The 16557-nt window shown below is 49.8% G+C and carries 17 protein-coding genes and 2 pseudogenes; 4 read left to right on the top strand and 15 right to left on the bottom strand.

The features are described 5' to 3' along the window. The 9 genes and pseudogenes from AYY16_RS16090 to fkpA form a co-directional block, all read right to left on the bottom strand. Positions 1–235, bottom strand: a 235-nt coding sequence (locus tag AYY16_RS16090; protein ID WP_235846275.1) for a GTP-binding protein, incomplete at its 3' end; no start/stop codon positions are given. A gap of 76 nt (positions 236–311) precedes the next feature. Beyond that, a complete protein-coding gene (gene fusA, locus AYY16_RS16085; RefSeq protein WP_067368908.1) occupies positions 312–2438 on the bottom strand; it encodes an elongation factor G in 2127 nt (708 codons plus the stop codon). A gap of 79 nt (positions 2439–2517) precedes the next feature. Further along, entirely contained in the window at positions 2518–2988 is a 471-nt protein-coding gene (gene rpsG, locus AYY16_RS16080) for a 30S ribosomal protein S7 (RefSeq protein ID WP_067368905.1), read from the bottom strand. A gap of 96 nt (positions 2989–3084) precedes the next feature. Beyond that, positions 3085–3459 (bottom strand): 30S ribosomal protein S12, encoded by a 375-nt coding sequence (gene rpsL, locus AYY16_RS16075; RefSeq protein WP_067368899.1) that lies wholly within the window; start codon positions 3457–3459, stop codon positions 3085–3087. Between the two features lie 133 nt (positions 3460–3592). Next, a complete protein-coding gene (gene tusB, locus AYY16_RS16070) occupies positions 3593–3883 on the bottom strand; it encodes a sulfurtransferase complex subunit TusB (protein WP_067368897.1) in 291 nt (96 codons plus the stop codon). A gap of 19 nt (positions 3884–3902) precedes the next feature. Beyond that, positions 3903–4262 carry a sulfurtransferase complex subunit TusC gene (gene tusC / locus AYY16_RS16065; RefSeq protein ID WP_067368895.1) on the bottom strand — a complete coding sequence of 120 codons (360 nt, stop codon included), beginning with the start codon at positions 4260–4262 and terminating at the stop codon, positions 3903–3905. 9 nt (positions 4263–4271) lie between these two features. Beyond that, positions 4272–4668 (bottom strand): annotated as a pseudogene (gene tusD / locus AYY16_RS16060) (sulfurtransferase complex subunit TusD). 14 nt (positions 4669–4682) lie between these two features. Next, a complete protein-coding gene (locus AYY16_RS16055; RefSeq protein WP_067368893.1) occupies positions 4683–5384 on the bottom strand; it encodes a helix-turn-helix transcriptional regulator in 702 nt (233 codons plus the stop codon). A gap of 342 nt (positions 5385–5726) precedes the next feature. Then, positions 5727–6485 carry an FKBP-type peptidyl-prolyl cis-trans isomerase gene (gene fkpA / locus AYY16_RS16050; RefSeq protein WP_067368891.1) on the bottom strand — a complete coding sequence of 253 codons (759 nt, stop codon included), beginning with the start codon at positions 6483–6485 and terminating at the stop codon, positions 5727–5729. A gap of 245 nt (positions 6486–6730) precedes the next feature. Between fkpA and AYY16_RS16045 the strand changes: the two genes are divergently transcribed. Further along, complete coding sequence (locus AYY16_RS16045; protein WP_067368889.1) at positions 6731–6949, top strand: SlyX family protein; 219 nt, start codon at positions 6731–6733, stop codon at positions 6947–6949. 66 nt (positions 6950–7015) lie between these two features. On the opposite strand, the gene slyD is transcribed toward AYY16_RS16045, so the two are convergent. The 4 genes from slyD to kefG all read right to left on the bottom strand — a co-directional run bounded on the left by slyD (position 7016) and on the right by kefG (position 10427). Continuing rightward, a complete protein-coding gene (slyD, locus tag AYY16_RS16040; RefSeq protein WP_067368887.1) occupies positions 7016–7702 on the bottom strand; it encodes a peptidylprolyl isomerase in 687 nt (228 codons plus the stop codon). Positions 7703–7823: 121 nt separating this feature from the next. Next, the gene (locus AYY16_RS16035) at positions 7824–8033 is read right to left on the bottom strand and encodes a YheV family putative zinc ribbon protein (protein ID WP_067368883.1); all 210 of its coding nucleotides are present in this window, start codon (positions 8031–8033) and stop codon (positions 7824–7826) included. Beyond that, positions 8030–9868: a glutathione-regulated potassium-efflux system protein KefB gene (gene kefB, locus AYY16_RS16030; RefSeq protein ID WP_190973110.1), complete on the bottom strand. Its 1839-nt coding sequence runs from the start codon at positions 9866–9868 to the stop codon at positions 8030–8032. The genes AYY16_RS16035 and kefB overlap by 4 nt, the downstream gene beginning before the upstream one ends. Then, the gene (gene kefG / locus AYY16_RS16025; RefSeq protein WP_067368876.1) at positions 9861–10427 is read right to left on the bottom strand and encodes a glutathione-regulated potassium-efflux system ancillary protein KefG; all 567 of its coding nucleotides are present in this window, start codon (positions 10425–10427) and stop codon (positions 9861–9863) included. Before kefG ends, kefB begins: the two co-directional genes overlap by 8 nt. Before the next feature lie 149 nt (positions 10428–10576). Here kefG and AYY16_RS16020 point away from each other — a divergent pair, with 149 nt between their 5' ends. After that, entirely contained in the window at positions 10577–12508 is a 1932-nt protein-coding gene (locus AYY16_RS16020; RefSeq protein WP_067368873.1) for an ABC transporter ATP-binding protein, read from the top strand. A gap of 38 nt (positions 12509–12546) precedes the next feature. On the opposite strand, the gene AYY16_RS16015 is transcribed toward AYY16_RS16020, so the two are convergent. Beyond that, complete coding sequence (locus tag AYY16_RS16015; RefSeq protein ID WP_067368870.1) at positions 12547–13407, bottom strand: SIS domain-containing protein; 861 nt, start codon at positions 13405–13407, stop codon at positions 12547–12549. A gap of 268 nt (positions 13408–13675) precedes the next feature. Here AYY16_RS16015 and murQ point away from each other — a divergent pair, with 268 nt between their 5' ends. Together murQ and murP are read left to right on the top strand one after the other, a co-directional pair. Continuing rightward, complete coding sequence (gene murQ, locus AYY16_RS16010; RefSeq protein ID WP_067368868.1) at positions 13676–14587, top strand: N-acetylmuramic acid 6-phosphate etherase; 912 nt, start codon at positions 13676–13678, stop codon at positions 14585–14587. Between the two features lie 15 nt (positions 14588–14602). Further along, a pseudogene (murP, locus tag AYY16_RS16005) lies at positions 14603–16061 on the top strand (PTS N-acetylmuramic acid transporter subunit IIBC). An 85-nt stretch (positions 16062–16146) separates the two neighbouring features. On the opposite strand, the gene AYY16_RS16000 reads toward murP, so the two are convergent. Beyond that, the gene (locus AYY16_RS16000) at positions 16147–16500 is read right to left on the bottom strand and encodes a type II toxin-antitoxin system HicB family antitoxin (RefSeq protein WP_067368865.1); all 354 of its coding nucleotides are present in this window, start codon (positions 16498–16500) and stop codon (positions 16147–16149) included. Positions 16501–16557 lie beyond the last annotated feature (57 nt).

Here is a 16557-nt window from a genome sequence, read left to right as displayed (position 1 = left end):
GCGCGTAGTGACGTGCAGGCGTATCGTATTCTACGTGTGAGGTAGAGATAGTGATACCACGTGCTTTTTCTTCAGGTGCGTTATCGATCTGATCGAATGCACGAGCAGAACCACCGTAGGTTTTAGCCAGAACGGTAGTGATTGCAGCTGTCAGGGTAGTTTTACCGTGGTCAACGTGGCCGATAGTACCAACGTTAACGTGCGGTTTTGTACGTTCAAATTTTTCTTTAGACACGACTCTATTCCTTATAGAGTCCCTTCTTCACTGTGAGAAGGGACTGAAATTAACGAGTTAAACCGGTAATAACCGATTATTTTGCATTACGCGCTTCAATGATAGCCTGAGCCACGTTGTTCGGCGCTTCATTATACTTCAGGAATTCCATGGAGTAAGAAGCACGACCCTGGGTCTGTGAACGCAGGTCAGTTGCATAACCAAACATTTCAGACAGTGGCACTTGCGCACGTACGATTTTACCGGTAGGCATGTCATCCATACCTTCGATCATACCGCGACGACGGTTCAGGTCACCAATTACGTCACCCATGTAGTCTTCAGGTGTTTCCACCTCAACTTTCATGATTGGTTCCAGCAGCACAGGTTTCGCTTTTTTGAAGCCATCTTTAAATGCCAGCGATGCAGCCAGTTTAAACGCCAGTTCAGAGGAGTCGACGTCATGGTATGAACCGTAGTGCAGACGAACACCCATGTTTACAACAGGGTAGCCTGCTAACGGACCAGATTTCAGCTGCTCCTGAATACCTTTATCAACTGCCGGGATGTATTCACCAGGAATCACACCACCTTTGATTTCGTTGACAAATTCGTATTCCATGTTGACGCCGTCAGCATTCTTTTTGTTCAGTGGGAACATGTCGATAATAACATGACCGTACTGACCACGACCGCCTGACTGTTTCGCGTGCTTACCTTCAACATCAGCTGCTTTAATTGTGATCGCTTCACGGTAAGCAACTTGTGGTTTACCCACGTTCGCTTCAACTTTAAACTCGCGACGCATACGGTCAACCAGAACATCCAGGTGAAGTTCACCCATACCTGCGATGATTGTCTGACCAGATTCTTCGTCAGTTGATACACGGAAAGATGGATCTTCCTGCGCCAGACGGCCCAGTGCGATACCCATTTTTTCTTGGTCAACTTTAGTTTTCGGTTCGATAGCAACAGAAATTACCGGCTCAGGGAACTCCATACGTTCCAGGATGATTGGCGCATCGATGGCACACAGAGTGTCACCCGTCGTTACGTCTTTCAGACCGATTGCTGCTGCAATGTCACCAGCGCGAACTTCTTTGATCTCTTCACGCTTGTTAGCGTGCATCTGAACGATACGACCAAAGCGTTCTTTTTTCGATTTAACCGGGTTCAGTACGGTATCACCGGAGTTAACAACACCAGAGTATACGCGGAAGAACGTCAGGTTACCCACGAACGGGTCTGTTGCAATTTTGAATGCCAGCGCAGCAAACGGGTCTTCGTCAGTTGAATGACGTTCCGCAGGCGTGTCTTTGCCATCATCCAGAATACCTTTGATTGCAGGTACTTCTGATGGAGAAGGCAGATATTCAATAACTGCATCCAGCATTGCCTGAACACCTTTGTTCTTAAATGCAGAACCACAGGTAACCAGGATAATTTCGTTAGCCAGAACGCGCTGACGTAATGCTGCTTTAATTTCAGCTTCAGTCAGTTCTTCGCCGCCGAGATATTTTTCCATCAGTTCATCTGATGCTTCAGCTGCGGCTTCAACCAGATTCTGGTGCCATTCTTTAGCTAATTCCTGCAGATTTGCAGGGATATCTTCGTAGACAAAGCTTGCGCCCTGATCTTCTTCACTCCACTGAATCGCTTTCATTTTGACCAGGTCAACCACACCGGTGAATGACTCTTCAGCGCCGATAGCGATCTGAAGAGGAACCGGAGTTGCCCCTAAGCGGGTTTTGATCTGATCAACAACTTTCAGGAAGTTTGCACCCATACGGTCCATTTTATTAACGAACGCGATACGTGGTACATGATATTTGTTCGCCTGACGCCATACGGTTTCAGACTGTGGCTGAACACCACCAACAGCACAGTAAACCATCACAGCACCATCAAGAACACGCATGGAACGTTCTACTTCGATTGTGAAGTCAACGTGCCCCGGGGTGTCAATGATGTTGACGCGGTGTGGTTCAAATTGTTTACCCATACCGGACCAGAACGCAGTGGTTGCTGCGGAGGTGATAGTAATACCACGCTCTTGTTCCTGCTCCATCCAGTCCATTGTTGCAGAACCTTCGTGAGTTTCACCAATTTTATGGTTCACACCTGTATAGAACAGAATACGTTCTGTGGTGGTGGTTTTACCGGCGTCGATATGTGCACTGATACCGATATTACGGTAACGTGAAATGGGTGTTTGACGAGCCATTATTTCCTCTCTTAGGTCGTTCGTTTGATTTGGTCGGGTAGCCAATTGGCTACCCTATACACAATTCGCTACCGTTTGATTACCAACGGTAGTGTGCGAACGCCTTGTTAGCTTCTGCCATACGGTGAACGTCTTCACGTTTCTTAACGGCAGTGCCTTTGTTTTCAGCTGCATCGGATAATTCATTTGCCAGGCGCAGAGCCATGGATTTATCACCGCGTTTACGGGCAGCTTCAACGATCCAACGCATTGCTAACGCATTACGACGAACCGGACGAACTTCAACAGGTACCTGGTAGGTAGAACCACCGACGCGACGGGATTTAACTTCCACAGTCGGACGGACGTTATCCAGCGCTAATTCAAACGCTTCCAGGAAGTCTTTACCTGAGCGCTGAGCCAGGGTATCAAGCGCGGTATAGACAATTGATTCTGCAGTAGATTTTTTACCGTCTACCATCAGGATGTTTACAAATTTAGCCAGCAGTTCTGATCCGAACTTAGGATCTGGCAGAATTTTACGTTGACCAATTACACGACGACGTGGCATGGAAATACTCCGTTGTTAATTCAGGGTTGTCCAAAACTCAAAGAGTTTATTTGACATTAATGCGATAAATGTTTGGCCTTACTTAACGGAGAACCATTAAGCCTTAGGCTTCTTCACACCGTACTTGGAACGGGACTGTTTGCGGTCTTTAACACCTGAGCAGTCCAGTGCGCCACGAACTGTGTGGTAGCGAACACCTGGTAAGTCTTTAACACGACCACCACGGATCAGGATCACGCTGTGCTCCTGCAGGTTATGGCCTTCACCACCGATGTATGAAGAAACTTCAAAACCGTTGGTTAAACGAACACGGCAGACTTTACGCAGTGCTGAGTTAGGTTTTTTAGGTGTGGTGGTATATACACGGGTACATACGCCACGTTTTTGCGGGCAGGCTTCCAGTGCAGGAACGTTGCTTTTCACAACTTTCGAGCTACGTGGTTTGCGAACCAGCTGATTAATCGTTGCCATTATAAAAAAAAGCTCCTGGTTTTTTGCTTCGTAAACACGGATTTGTACCTCGTATCTGTCAGAGACAAAACACGAGGACGCGAAATTTTATTGCTGACGCAACAGGGTGTCAAGAAATATACAATGATATTTGCTATTCCCACGCAAAATGCTGCGTGTGTGTGACAGTAAGTTCAATAAAACCATTATAGTCTATGATTTTTACTTTGCCGGAGAGGTACGGTAGTAAACCGCGTGCTTGCGCATCCTCCCGCAACACACAGGGAATATGACCCGACTGAATAAGCGCCAGCAACAACGGGTTTTCGTTCGTTGCTGCTATTACGCCATCTTCGGTAAACAGGATGTCATCCTCAGAGGACAACAAATTCAGTAATGATTGAATATCAGTACGAAATGGCGATTGGCTGACAGTATATAGCATCTTGCTCACCGTAAGTAGATCAAAATGACAGAACGATATCGAATGTCGCCAGTTTACGGGCAAACTCTGCTGAATCCAGACAGATTACCGGAAGAATATACGGCGTTTCCGGTGATAATCCGCGGGCGGTCATATCCTCAGCACACACATAATACTCATCAATATCATAGAGCGGCAGTACTTTGAACGTCGCAATATAGTCACGGGCGAGGATCTGCTCAGGCTGTTGAGCGGGTAATAATTGCCAGACGCCGTCAGAGACAAAAAAAGCAGCAACCTGCTCAGTATAATTACTGGTTGCCAGCAATGCATCCAGCCCTTCCCTGCCGCCACTGCTGCCGTGAGGTGCATTTTTGAAAACAAACGCAATACGTTTCACCGGCTCTCCTTAAAACTGGATCACGCGATCACAGGTTATCATCGCTTCCGCCAGTGTACCCAGGCCGCTGAGTGTAAATCCGCCGGCAATATTAGCACCGGCCAGCGCCTGAGATTGTGCCTGTGCTTCATCCGTCACACCACGGCGCAGCGCTGCCGCCACACAAACGGACAGCGTAAACTGCCCTTGCGCGGCAAGCTGCTGCCACCGGCGCACCATGTCAGTTTCATCATTCGCCGGTGAGGTCAGTCCGTTAGCATTACTGACCCCCTCGCGATAAAAAAAACACGCACTGAATACGGTGTCCCGCTGCCAGAAGATGCTGCGCAAACAATAATGCGCTGCCGGCACGCTGTGTACCGTAAGCCGGACCGGTAACCAGCAGGCAGTAAGATAGCGGAGTCATGTTGTCTGCACGCCTTACTCGCCGTTTTTAAACTGGCGGATGTACAGATAAACCGTGTGCTTGGAAATATTCAGACGCAACGCAACAAGGTTGATGGCATCTTTAATATCGAATATTCCTTTTTCATACAGGTTCAGTACAACCTGTTTGTTCTTTGCGTTATTCGCCACGTTGCGGTCAGCATTGACCTCTTCGATAGTCTGTTCCAGCGTCTGGGCAACCAGGTCTTCAACAGAAGAAGCAAAGTTCACGTTGGATGTCTCTTCTGCCAGTTCTTTTGGCATAAACGTCTGCACAATTTGTGAGAACGGAACATCCAGGTTCATATTGATGCACAGTAACCCAATGATACGCCGTGATTTATTGCGGATAGCAATAGTCAGCGATTTCATCAGCGCGCCGGTTTTTGCCCGCGTGAAATACGCTTTTGACGTACTGCAATCTTCATCGGTAATATCATGAAGCATACGCAGGGCAAGGTCAGTTATCGGAGAGCCGACTTTACGTCCGGTATGATGGCCGTTTGCGATCTTCACCGCTGAGCGCTTCAGGTCTTCCAGAGAGTGGAGAACGATCTCACAGTGCTCACCGATGAGTAGCGCGAGGCCATCAACAGCCGCTTCATAGGATTTCAGGATTTCATAGTCCGTTTCAGTAAACGGATGATTTACAATGTAATCCGAATCATTGTCATTAAATAATACTGGGTTAGACATTTAATACACCACTCTTTGTAACGTGTGAACGTCGTTGGTTTTACTCATCTGTAATCTTTCACCGCAGGAGGAGGATTACCCTGTCAACATGTTATAAATTATATACCCGAATTTGTCCGGGTGCAGGAAGGCGGCAAATGACGAGTTTCCCGTACTGCACAGATACCCACTATAGTGTTATAGCGAAAAACAGACAGTTTTGCGCCTGAGGTGATCAAATTCTGGTAAAAAATATAAAAAAAAACTAAAGGTCTTGCAAATATTTCATGAAACAGGGATGTATCAGAAAGAAAAACCCGCACAACAACGTGCGGGTATCTTACAAAATGACTATCAGAACACTTATTTTGATGCAGGTTTGATATCCAGTAATTCAACATCAAAAATCAGTGTGGCGTTCGCAGGGATACCCGGAACACCATCAGCACCGTAAGCTAACTCTGGCGGGATGACTAATTGCGCTTTACCGCCTTTCTTCATCTGCTTCAGTCCTTCAGTCCAGCCTTTAATCACACTATCCAGGCGGATAGTCAGCGGGTCTTTTCGATCATAAGAGCTGTCAAACTGTGTACCGTCAATTAACGTCCCTTTGTAATGGACAACAACGGTATCGGTTTCTTTCGGTGATGCGCCGTTACCGTCTTTTTCTGTTTTATACAGCAGACCGGTTTTGGTTTTCACTACGCCTTTTTCTTTGGCGAATGCAGCACGGTATTTGTCACCGGCAGCTTTATTTTCAGATCCTTCACGCGCCATTTTTTCCTGAGCGGCACCTTTCACCTGCTCTTCAAAACCACGCAGAGTCTGATTGATCTCTTCATCACTCAGTTTGCTTTTATCGTTAAATGCATCCTGAACACCCGCCATCATCTGGTCGCGATCGAGATCCAGACCAATGGCTTTCTGTTCATTCAGTGCATTTTCCATATAGCGACCCAGAGACGCACCCAGTGCATAAGCATTCTGCTGACCTGCTGTTTTAAATGCGCTGTTAAGTTTTACGTCTTCTTTTTTAGGTGCGGTGTCCGCATAAGCCTGCGACATACCTAATGTCATCGCCAGCGAAGTCGCGACAACAGTCGCTTTAAACAATGATTTCATCCTTTTCTCCAATCAATTTTGCAACAATTGCAAGAGGTACTGCTTAGCGAAATACGCCAGAGAGTAGTTGCAGCCGCCACCGGGCGACATCATAATGTCACAGTGTTGTGATGCTGAGACAACCTTAGCAAAAAGAGGTTTCATAGTAACCCCCCAATAAAAGATATCCTCTCACACTAAGCGTATTTCACAGGGATATTACATATTTTTACACAGTCAGCCCCGTCTCAGACAGGAGAAACCCCATGGATTTTCACGAATTAGAACAGCGCCTTGAACAGCTTGAGAGTAAAATGGCGTTTCAGGATCTTACTATTGATGAGCTGAACCAGGTTGTCACGCAGCAACAGATGGATATCACCCGGCTGAATGAAACACTCCGCCTGCTGACTGAACGCCTGAAAGCAACACCCGGCTCAAATGTCGCGCCACAGTCAGAAGAAGTCCCGCCACCGCACTACTGAGTAAATTACAGACAGAAAAAAAGCGCATCAGAGTGCGCTTTTTTTATCCGGTTCAGTCGCGGGTTATCAGTGACAACCACAACCGCCGTTACCTTTACCCTGGCCTTTACCCTGACCACCGCCACAGCAACCGCCTTCTTCGCCATGTTCATGATCGTGGTCATGATGACCGCCGCCGCAGCAACCGCCCTCTTCGCCATGTTCATGATCGTGGTCGTGATGACCGCCGCCGCAGCAACCGCCCTCTTCACCGTGACCGTGACCACCACAGCAACCGCCTTCTTCACCTTCGCCGTGAACATGTCCGTGCTCCAGCTCTTCCGCTGTTGCTTCACGCACACCCATCACTTCGACGTGGAATTTCAGGTTTTGACCTGCCAGCATATGGTTTCCGTCGACGATAACTTCGTCGCCTTCAACACCGGTAATCTCAACCGGTACAGGACCCATATCGGTATCAGCCAGGAAACGCATGCCGACTTCCAGCTCTTCAACGCCCATAAAGACATCTTTCGGAACGCGCTGAACCAGGTTTTCGTCATACTGACCGTAAGCGTCATTTGCGCCTACATCAACATCAAAAACATCACCGGCAATACGGCCTTCCAGTGCACTTTCCAGCCCGCTGATCAGCGAGCCGCGACCGTGCAGATAGTCTAACGGAGCACTTGCCGGAGACTCATCAACTAATACGCCGTCTTCTGTTCTTACCTGGTAAGCTAAGCTCACCACCAGGTCTGTTGCTACTTTCATGGTATCTCCTACATCTGCGGGGATAAATTTTAATTAACGCGCCGATTGTAGCGGAATTTCCGGGCACTGTATCTGTTTTGGGACAAATTCCCCCAAATTCCGTGAGAAAAATGGCGGTTTATTATTCCTGCGGTGTGAAAATACCAATTACCTGTTCATCTTTGCGCACATGTGGGTCAATACGGGCATCGGTCTGCCTCTGCATGTGCCCGCACTGCACACACTGCACCACATCCACACTGTCCTCACGCCACATCGCCAGGGTATCCGGTGCCTGACACTCAGGGCATACTGCCCCCGCAATAAACCGTTTACGATTTTTCACACTCAGCTCCTGTCATCAATCCGCGTTTTACCCGGAGAATCGTCAATACTGTTCCAGCCATCCGGCTGACCTTGTTCCCGCTTCATTTCATTGCTGAACAAATTTTCCAGCTCCCGGCGGGCTTCTTTCACACGGGAAACATGCGCGATTTCTTCTTCTGCCTGCGGGATAAGCTCACGCAGCAACTGCATATCCAGGCGGCGGAATAACTGCTGCGCCCGGTAAGCTTCTGCCGGATGGACTCCCAACCCAGTCAGGGCTTTGCGTGCCAGCTCCAGTGCCGAAGAAAATGTCTCACGGCTGAACTGCGTCACACCATGCTGCAACAGCTCATGCGCCTCGACCCGTCCCCTGGCTCGCGCAATAATTTGCAGATGCGGGAAATGTTCCTGACACAGTTGCACAATCGTCATCGTGTCTTCCGGTTTATCACAGGTAAGTACAATAATTTTTGCGTTTTCTGCGCCGGCAGAGCGCAACAGCGCCAGTTCAGTGGCATCACCGTAATACACTTTATAGCCATAGCGGCGCATAGAACTGACCGCGCTGACATCCTTTTCCAGCACGGTCGGGTGGATTTTATTTGCCATCAGCAGGCGACCGACAACCTGCCCCATCCGTCCGAAACCGACCAGAATCACATGCGGATGATTATCCTCCACAAACGGCGTTTCGTCTGTGCCCGCGCCCGCATTGTAACGACGCGCCAGGATCATATCGATTCCCTGCATCAGTAACGGCGTGGTCATCATGGAAAGCGTGACCACCACCAGTAGCAGTGCCATCTGGTTATCGGTAATCACGCGGCTCGCCAGTGCCGCAGAAAAGAGCACAAAGGCGAATTCCCCGCCCTGGCTCAGCACCCCGGCAAATTGCAGACGCCCGCTCCGGCGGCAACTGAGGCGCGCCAGCACATACAAAACCAGCATTTTGACACTCACCAGCACAATCACACCCAGTAAAATTTGCGGGAGATACTGCCACAACACGCCGATATTCAGCGACATGCCGACAGAGATAAAAAACATCCCCAGCAACAGACCTTTAAACGGCTCAATGGTGATTTCCAGCTCATGCCGGTATTCTGTATCCGCCAGCATCACCCCTGCGATAAATGTACCCAGCGCCATGGAAAACCCGAGCTGCTCCATAAACACCGCCGACCCGATAACCACCAGCAATGACGCGGCGGTAAACACTTCACTGACACCGGATTTCACCACCAGCCGGAACAACGGACGCAGCAGATACCGCCCGCCGACCAACAACCCGGCGAAAGCCAGAATTTTTATACCGATGCGATACCAGTCACTGCCAGCCGCTTCCCCGCCCAGCAGCGGAATAACGGCAAGAATAGGGATCACCGCCATATCCTGAAACAACAAGACAGAGAAACCCAGCTGACCACTTTCATTGTTGGTCATGCCTTTTTCATCCATCAGCTGTAATGCCATCGCAGTGGAAGACATCGCCATTCCCAGACCGCCGACGACTGCCGCCTGCCAGGAAAAATCGGTCAGATACAGCAAAATACCCAGGATCAGCGCGGAGAAAACAACCTGCGCCGTCCCGGTGCCAAAAATAGAGCGCCGCAGTTTCCACAATTCACGCGGGTTCAATTCCAGCCCGATAAGAAACATCAGGAAAACCACACCCAGTTCTGAGAAGTGCAGCAGTTCATTGACGTTTTTAATAAAGCCCAGCCCCCACGGACCGATAGCGATCCCCGCCAGCAAATACCCCAGGACAGCACCGATACGCAGCCGTTGTGCCACCGGTACCATAATGACCGCCGCCGCCAGAAAAATAATCCCCGCATGCAGTAAGTTACCGTCATCCATTGTCATCCGTGCGCCCTCCTGTCAGTTGCGGGGTGCGAAGCCAGTCACACCATGCCTGAGTCTGTTCATGCAATACCGATTTTTCCTGACGGCGCGCCTCATAAATCACTACCGGCGCCAGCCAGTGCATTTCACACATGGATGCGGTCAGTTCAAAGGGGCGCAGTAAATCACTCAGCGGAAAACGGTTATAACCGCCGGGCTGATAGGCATCTGACGGCTCGCCGGTGGTGATAACCTGGCGCCAGTATTTACCTGATAATTGCTTTCCGCCCTGCTCACCGGAAAAATCACGGGTGAGCACCCGGTCAAACCACTCTTTCAGCAATGCGGGGCAACTGTAAGTATACAGCGGGTGCTGAAATACGATGATATCGTGCCGGCTGAGCAATGCCTGCTCATGACGGATATCAATAAAAAAATCCGGATAGGCACCGTAAAGGTCATGAACAGTGACATGTTCCAGCTCAGACGCGCCGCTTATCAGCGCCTTGTTTGCGATGGAGTGATGCGGCTCCGGATGGGCATAAAGCAGTAATATAGTCGGATTATTTGTCATCACTTCCTCTTAAACGCGTGAGAATTGCTGTGATTTTCGCTACTATGCCTGCTGCAACGATACCTCCACGCCTGCTGCCGGGTGATTTGCTGCCGACAACGCACGAATTACATTAATTTTACTCTCAATTGCGTACCCTATCGATATTTATGATTGTTTTCTCTTCACTTCAAGTCCGCCGCGGAGTCCGGGTTTTACTCGATAACGCAACGGCTACCATCAATCCCGGACACAAAGTCGGATTAGTGGGAAAAAATGGTTGCGGTAAATCCACCCTGCTGGCACTGCTGAAAGGCGAATTGCAGGCAGAAGCCGGCAGTGTAACCTTCCCCGGCAACTGGTCACTGGCCTGGGTTAACCAGGAAACACCGGCTCTGGATGTCCCGGCGATTGATTATGTGATTGACGGGGATCGTGAATTCCGCGCACTGGAAGCAAAACTGCATCAGGCAAATGAACAAAATGATGGTCATGAGATTGCCCTGATCCACGGTCAGCTCGATACGCTGGACGCCTGGACTGTCCGCGCACGCGCAGCCACGCTGCTCAGCGGACTGGGTTTTTCACAGGAACAGCTCGAAACCCCTGTCCGCGCATTCTCGGGCGGCTGGCGGATGCGTCTGAACCTGGCACAGGCACTTATCTGCCGCTCTGATCTGCTGCTGCTGGATGAACCCACCAACCACCTGGATCTCGATGCTGTGATCTGGCTGGAAAAATGGCTGAAGAGTTATCCCGGCACCTTGATTCTTATCTCTCATGACCGTGATTTCCTTGACCCGATTATCGATAAAGTCCTGCATATTGAGCAGGATACAATGTTCGAATATACCGGAAACTACTCCTCATTTGAATTGCAGCGCGCTGAAAAAATGTCCCAGCAGCAGGCTCAATATGAGAGCCAGCAACTGCGCCGCGCACATCTGCAACACTATGTGGATCGTTTCCGCGCACAGGCAACAAAAGCCAAGCAGGCACAAAGCCGGATAAAAATGCTGGAGCGGATGGAAAAAATCGCGCCCGCGCTGGTGGATAACCCATTTCATTTCAGCTTCCGCCCGCCGGAAACTCTGCCAAATCCATTGCTGAAGATGGAAAAAGTCACCGCCGGGTATGGTGAAAAAATTATTCTCGATGCCATTAAGCTCAACCTGGTGCCCGGCTCACGCATTGGTCTGCTGGGGCGCAACGGCGCAGGTAAATCCACGCTGATAAAAATGCTGGCAGGGGAATTAAAACCACTGCACGGTGAAATCGGGCTGGCGAAAGGCATTAAGCTCGGCTACTTCGCACAACATCAGCTGGAATTCTTACGTGCAGATGAATCCCCGCTGCAACACATGGTGCGCCTCGCACCGGAAAAAACAGAACAGCAATTGCGGGATTACCTCGGCGGCTTCGGATACAAAGGCGACCAGGTGACTGATGTTACCGCCCGTTTCTCCGGCGGTGAAAAAGCGCGCCTGGTACTGGCAATGATTGTCTGGCAGCGCCCGAACCTGTTGCTGCTCGATGAACCGACCAACCACCTGGACCTGGATATGCGCCAGGCTCTGACAGAAGCGCTGATCGAATTTGAAGGTGCGATCGTGGTGGTTTCCCATGATCGTCATTTACTGCGCTCAACAACAGATGATCTCTATCTGGTCCATGATGGTCAGGTCGAACAGTTTGACGGCGATCTGGATGATTACCAACGCTGGCTGTCCGGCAGCCAAAAGCAACAGCGCCAGGCAACAGAAACTGCAATCGGTGATAATGACGAAGAGAAAACCACGGTCACCGCGCAAGATCGTAAAGAACAAAAACGCCGCGAAGCGGAGTTTCGTCAGCAGACTCAGCCACTGCGCAAACAATCAGAGAAACTGGAAAAAACAATGAGCCGGTTATCTGATGCCATTGCAGCGGTTGAAGAAAAACTCAGCGACAGCGGGTTGTATGAACAGGCGCGCAAAGCTGAACTGACAACCTGTCTTCAGGAACAGGCGCAGCTCAAAGCTGAACTCGAAGAAACAGAAATGGCGTGGATGGAGATACAGGAAAACCTCGAGGCCATGACGCAGGCATTAGAAAACCCGTAAATTATCTCAGGCGGTACAATCATGTACCGCCTCTTTTATCAACCATCCAGGCTGTTAATCATGGTCCGCGCATTGTTCACCAACTGCCGCGCCTGCTCTTCCCGCCGCTGTAACAGCGCCATAAACAGTAAATCTGTCACTGTATTCTGCGCCGTCCGTGATGAAATGGATGAGCTGCGCCATTCATTTTCTTCCGCCACAGTTTCCAGTACATAATCAGCCATTTTTGCCAGCGGTGACAAACGGTTACCGGTGATGGCGATCAGCGTTGCATTCTGCTTTTTTGCCGTCGCCGCTGTCACCAGCATGTCTCTGCGCTTTCCGCTGAAAGAGAGCACCACCAGCACATCCTTTTCAGTCAGCGTCTGGGAAAAAGCAATCTGCACATGGTGATCCGCTTCCGCCAGTGTCATCAGCCCGATTTTCTGGAGTTTATACGCCAAATCTTTTGCCGTCAGACCTGAACCACCGATCCCGGCAACCTGAATACAGCGGGCGCTGTCCAGACAGGCAACAATGTGGGCAACCTGCTCAAAATCAAGACGCCGCGTGGTTTCCGCAATTGAACTTTGTTTTTCCTGTGCCAGTTTTTGTGAAATAACCAGCAGAGAATCATGTGTTTCGATCCGGTTATGCAGGGCATTTTGCTGATTTACCGCCAGCACCCGATTGCGTCCGATCTCTTCACTGATGGCCATTTTCAGTGCCGGAAATCCCTTAAAACCCATTTTCTGGCTGAATTTTACAATGGCGGACTGACTCACCCCCACGCGCTCCGCCAGCGCCTGAGAGGAGAGCGTCACCGTCATTTCCGGCTGCGCCAGAATGAAATCAGCAATATATTGCTGATTTGTCGCCAGTTCGGATCTTGCCCAGCTGATTTTTGTCAGGATCGCCATCTGTTTTTGCTTTCTCCATCCGGAAAACGGCCATAAAAGAATAAATTATTTATGTAAGAGTGGTTACATTATCCCTCAGGAATAATTTGTTATAAAAAAAGATAAATATAATTAAATTCAATATAATAATTAAATAAATAAGTTAAATATCATAGAAATATTCCTCCTATACCATCACAGAAGAATAGATTGACCTGTGATACCCCTCACATAAAAAGAATATTTAATTCCTTAGCATGCAGATTATATCTGGTTCAAAGGATTATGTATGAAGATTGACTTAACCACACTCATTACCGAAAGCCGCAACCCCGCCAGTGCCGACATTGACAGCCTGCCGACCCTCCACATGTTGCAGGTCATTAACCGCGAAGACCAGTCCGTGGCTCTCGCCGTGGAAAAAACACTGCCGCAGGTCGCACAACTGGTGGATGCAGTTGCTGATGCTTTCCGGCACGGCGGACGCCTTATCTATATGGGCGCGGGAACCTCCGGACGGCTCGGTATTCTTGATGCCAGCGAGTGCCCGCCGACGTTCGGCACCCCGGCAGAGCTTGTCGTCGGTCTGATTGCAGGCGGACACAAGGCTATCCTGAAAGCGGTTGAAAATGCGGAAGATAACCGGGTACTTGCCGTCAGTGACTTAAAAGCACTGAATTTCAGTCAAAAAGATATCCTGGTCGGGATAGCCGCCAGCGGGCGGACACCCTATGTGCTGGGCGGGATGGAATACGCGCGTTCTCTCGGCGCAACCGTGGCGGCAATCAGTTGCAACCCGGACAGTGAAATGAGCCGCCGGGCGGATATCGCGATAACCCCGGTTGTCGGTGCGGAAATCGTGACCGGCTCCTCACGGATGAAAGCGGGAACCGCTCAGAAACTGGTGCTCAATATGATCACCACAGGGGCGATGATCCGATCCGGAAAAGTGTACGGTAACCTGATGGTGGATGTTGAAGCGACTAACGCCAAACTGGTTGAACGGCAAAAACGTATTGTGATGGCTGCGACGGAATGCGACAGAGAGACTGCGGAGCAGGCGTTATCTGCCTGTAACGGACACTGCAAAACCGCCATTGTTATGATCCTGGCGCACCTGAGTGCCGGTGATGCCACCGCCCTGCTGGCACAGAATCAGGGATTTATCCGTGATGCTCTCGCCGGTACGGCACACGCTTAACACAAGGTAATAACCATGGCAAAAATCACGCAATCGACAATTATACAGATTCTGGCTGCCATCGGCGGTCCGGGTAATGTGGCACACAGCGGCAACTGCATGACTCGTCTGCGCCTGACACTGAACAACTCACAGCTCGCAGACAAGATAGCCATCAAAAAAAATTGAGGGTGTGCTGGGTGTTATTGAAAGTGATGAACAGTTCCAGATAGTCCTCGGGCCGGGCAAAGCACAAACCGCCGCAGAGCTGATGCAACATCAGTTAGATGAATACACCCCTGACAGTTATTCAGAAAACGGTGATGAAAACCGCAGCCTGAAAGAGATTGCGGCAGAACAAAAACAGCATCTGAAAGAGAAGCAAACCAATCCCGTACAGCGCTTTCTGGCAAAATTTGCCACTATTTTTACGCCGCTGATCCCGGGATTTATTGGTGTTGGTCTGTTACTGGGGCTGGCAACACTCGGTGAGCAACTCTGGATAACCGGCAATGAAGCCCCGAACCAGACACTGGTGGAAATCCTCGCTTACATGAAAATCTTCAGTAAGGGGATGTTCACCTTCCTGAGTATTCTGATTGGTTATAACGCACAGAAGGCTTTTGGCGGCTCCGGCGTGAACGGGGCAATCATCGCCGCACTGTTTGTCTTCGGTTATGATCCGCAGGTAACCAAGGGATTCTATTCCGGCATGGAAACCTTCTTCGGCCATGCTATCGATCCGCGCGGGAATATTATCGGTGTACTGATCGCCGCGATCCTCGGCGCATGGGTGGAGCGTAATGTCCGGAAAATCATCCCCGCCACTCTTGATATTATTCTGACATCAGCAATCACGCTGCTGATTATGGGAGCCGTAACCTTTGTCGTCATCATGCCGGTCGGCGTTTATCTGTTTGACGGTATGTCATGGCTGTTCACACATCTCAACGGAAACCCGTTCGGAACCGCCGTGTTAGCGGGTCTGTTTCTGATAGCGGTAATGTTCGGCGTACATCAGGGCTTTATCCCTGTGTATTTTGCCCTGGTCGATGCGCAGGGATTCAACTCACTGTTTCCGATCCTCGCGATGGCGGGAGCCGGTCAGGTGGGAGCCGCACTCGCGCTCTATATGAAAGCCAAAAAAGATTCACTGCTGCGCACACAAATCAAAGGTGCCATTATCCCGGGCTTTCTCGGCATTGGTGAACCGCTGATTTACGGCGTGACATTACCGCGCCTGAAACCGTTTATAACCGCGTGTCTCGGCGGCGCTGCGGGTGGTTTCTTTATCGGGCTGGTTGCCTGGATGGGCTTACCGGTCGGGTTGAATACGGTATTCGGACCCTCCGGTCTGGTTGCGATACCACTGATGACATCAAATAGCGGGATCTTTGCCGGGATGGGTGTGTATGTCGCGGGTCTGCTGGTCGCGTATCTGGCGGGTTTCCTGCTGACGCTGCTGTTCGGCAGCAAAAATGTGGATTTACGTTAGTTACCCCGCAGCGTATACAAAAACAGACCGCAATGCGGTCTGTTTTTACTACGGACATCACAGGATAAACAGTTTTTGCCTAAAATCAGCGGGATACCAGTTCCCGCTCCAGCAACTGAACAATAAACTGATTCTTTGATACAGAATGTGCCGCTGTGGCTGCATTCAGACGCGCTTCCAGCCGGTAAGGATAACGCAGTGTAAATGCTTTTAATTTATCCTCGTCTTTAAAAGGCTGAATACCTTCTTCTTTGCATGTTTCTGTAAATTCAGCCAGTGAAATGGCACCTTCTCTTTCAAGCCCGTCAATACTGTCTGATATAAAATCACAATATCCGTTTATATCCAGAAATTTACCGCGAAATGCTTTAATTTCATCTTCATAAGTCACTGATGCAGGATGACCGTCAATAGTCATGATATTTGTGTTTTTAATCATGCTCCACCCCTATACACGCATCCGGTTGATGTCATTTAATGACATCAACTTAGCCAC

The sequence above is a fragment of the Morganella psychrotolerans genome (genome assembly GCF_001676155.1).
GTDB lineage: Bacteria > Pseudomonadota > Gammaproteobacteria > Enterobacterales > Enterobacteriaceae > Morganella > Morganella psychrotolerans.
Note: the sequence above shows the minus strand (reverse complement) of the source record. Positions and strands in the feature narration are given on the sequence as shown.

Bases quoted from the DNA above. Each gene is read 5' to 3' on its own strand.
- rpsL (WP_067368899.1), bottom strand. From the start codon at position 3,459: ATGGCAACGATTAATCAGCTGGTTCGCAAACCACGTAGCTCGAAAGTT.
- kefG (WP_067368876.1), bottom strand. From the start codon at position 10,427: ATGACAAATAATCCGACTATATTACTGCTTTATGCCCATCCGGAGCCG.
- AYY16_RS16020 (WP_067368873.1), top strand. From the start codon at position 10,577: ATGATTGTTTTCTCTTCACTTCAAGTCCGCCGCGGAGTCCGGGTTTTA.
- fusA (WP_067368908.1), bottom strand. From the start codon at position 2,438: ATGGCTCGTCAAACACCCATTTCACGTTACCGTAATATCGGTATCAGT.
- AYY16_RS16055 (WP_067368893.1), bottom strand. From the start codon at position 5,384: ATGTCTAACCCAGTATTATTTAATGACAATGATTCGGATTACATTGTA.
- AYY16_RS16045 (WP_067368889.1), top strand. From the start codon at position 6,731: ATGGATTTTCACGAATTAGAACAGCGCCTTGAACAGCTTGAGAGTAAA.
- murQ (WP_067368868.1), top strand. From the start codon at position 13,676: ATGAAGATTGACTTAACCACACTCATTACCGAAAGCCGCAACCCCGCC.
- slyD (WP_067368887.1), bottom strand. From the start codon at position 7,702: ATGAAAGTAGCAACAGACCTGGTGGTGAGCTTAGCTTACCAGGTAAGA.
- AYY16_RS16000 (WP_067368865.1), bottom strand. From the start codon at position 16,500: ATGATTAAAAACACAAATATCATGACTATTGACGGTCATCCTGCATCA.
- tusB (WP_067368897.1), bottom strand. From the start codon at position 3,883: ATGCTATATACTGTCAGCCAATCGCCATTTCGTACTGATATTCAATCA.
- kefB (WP_190973110.1), bottom strand. From the start codon at position 9,868: ATGGATGACGGTAACTTACTGCATGCGGGGATTATTTTTCTGGCGGCG.
- AYY16_RS16015 (WP_067368870.1), bottom strand. From the start codon at position 13,407: ATGGCGATCCTGACAAAAATCAGCTGGGCAAGATCCGAACTGGCGACA.
- fkpA (WP_067368891.1), bottom strand. From the start codon at position 6,485: ATGAAATCATTGTTTAAAGCGACTGTTGTCGCGACTTCGCTGGCGATG.
- rpsG (WP_067368905.1), bottom strand. From the start codon at position 2,988: ATGCCACGTCGTCGTGTAATTGGTCAACGTAAAATTCTGCCAGATCCT.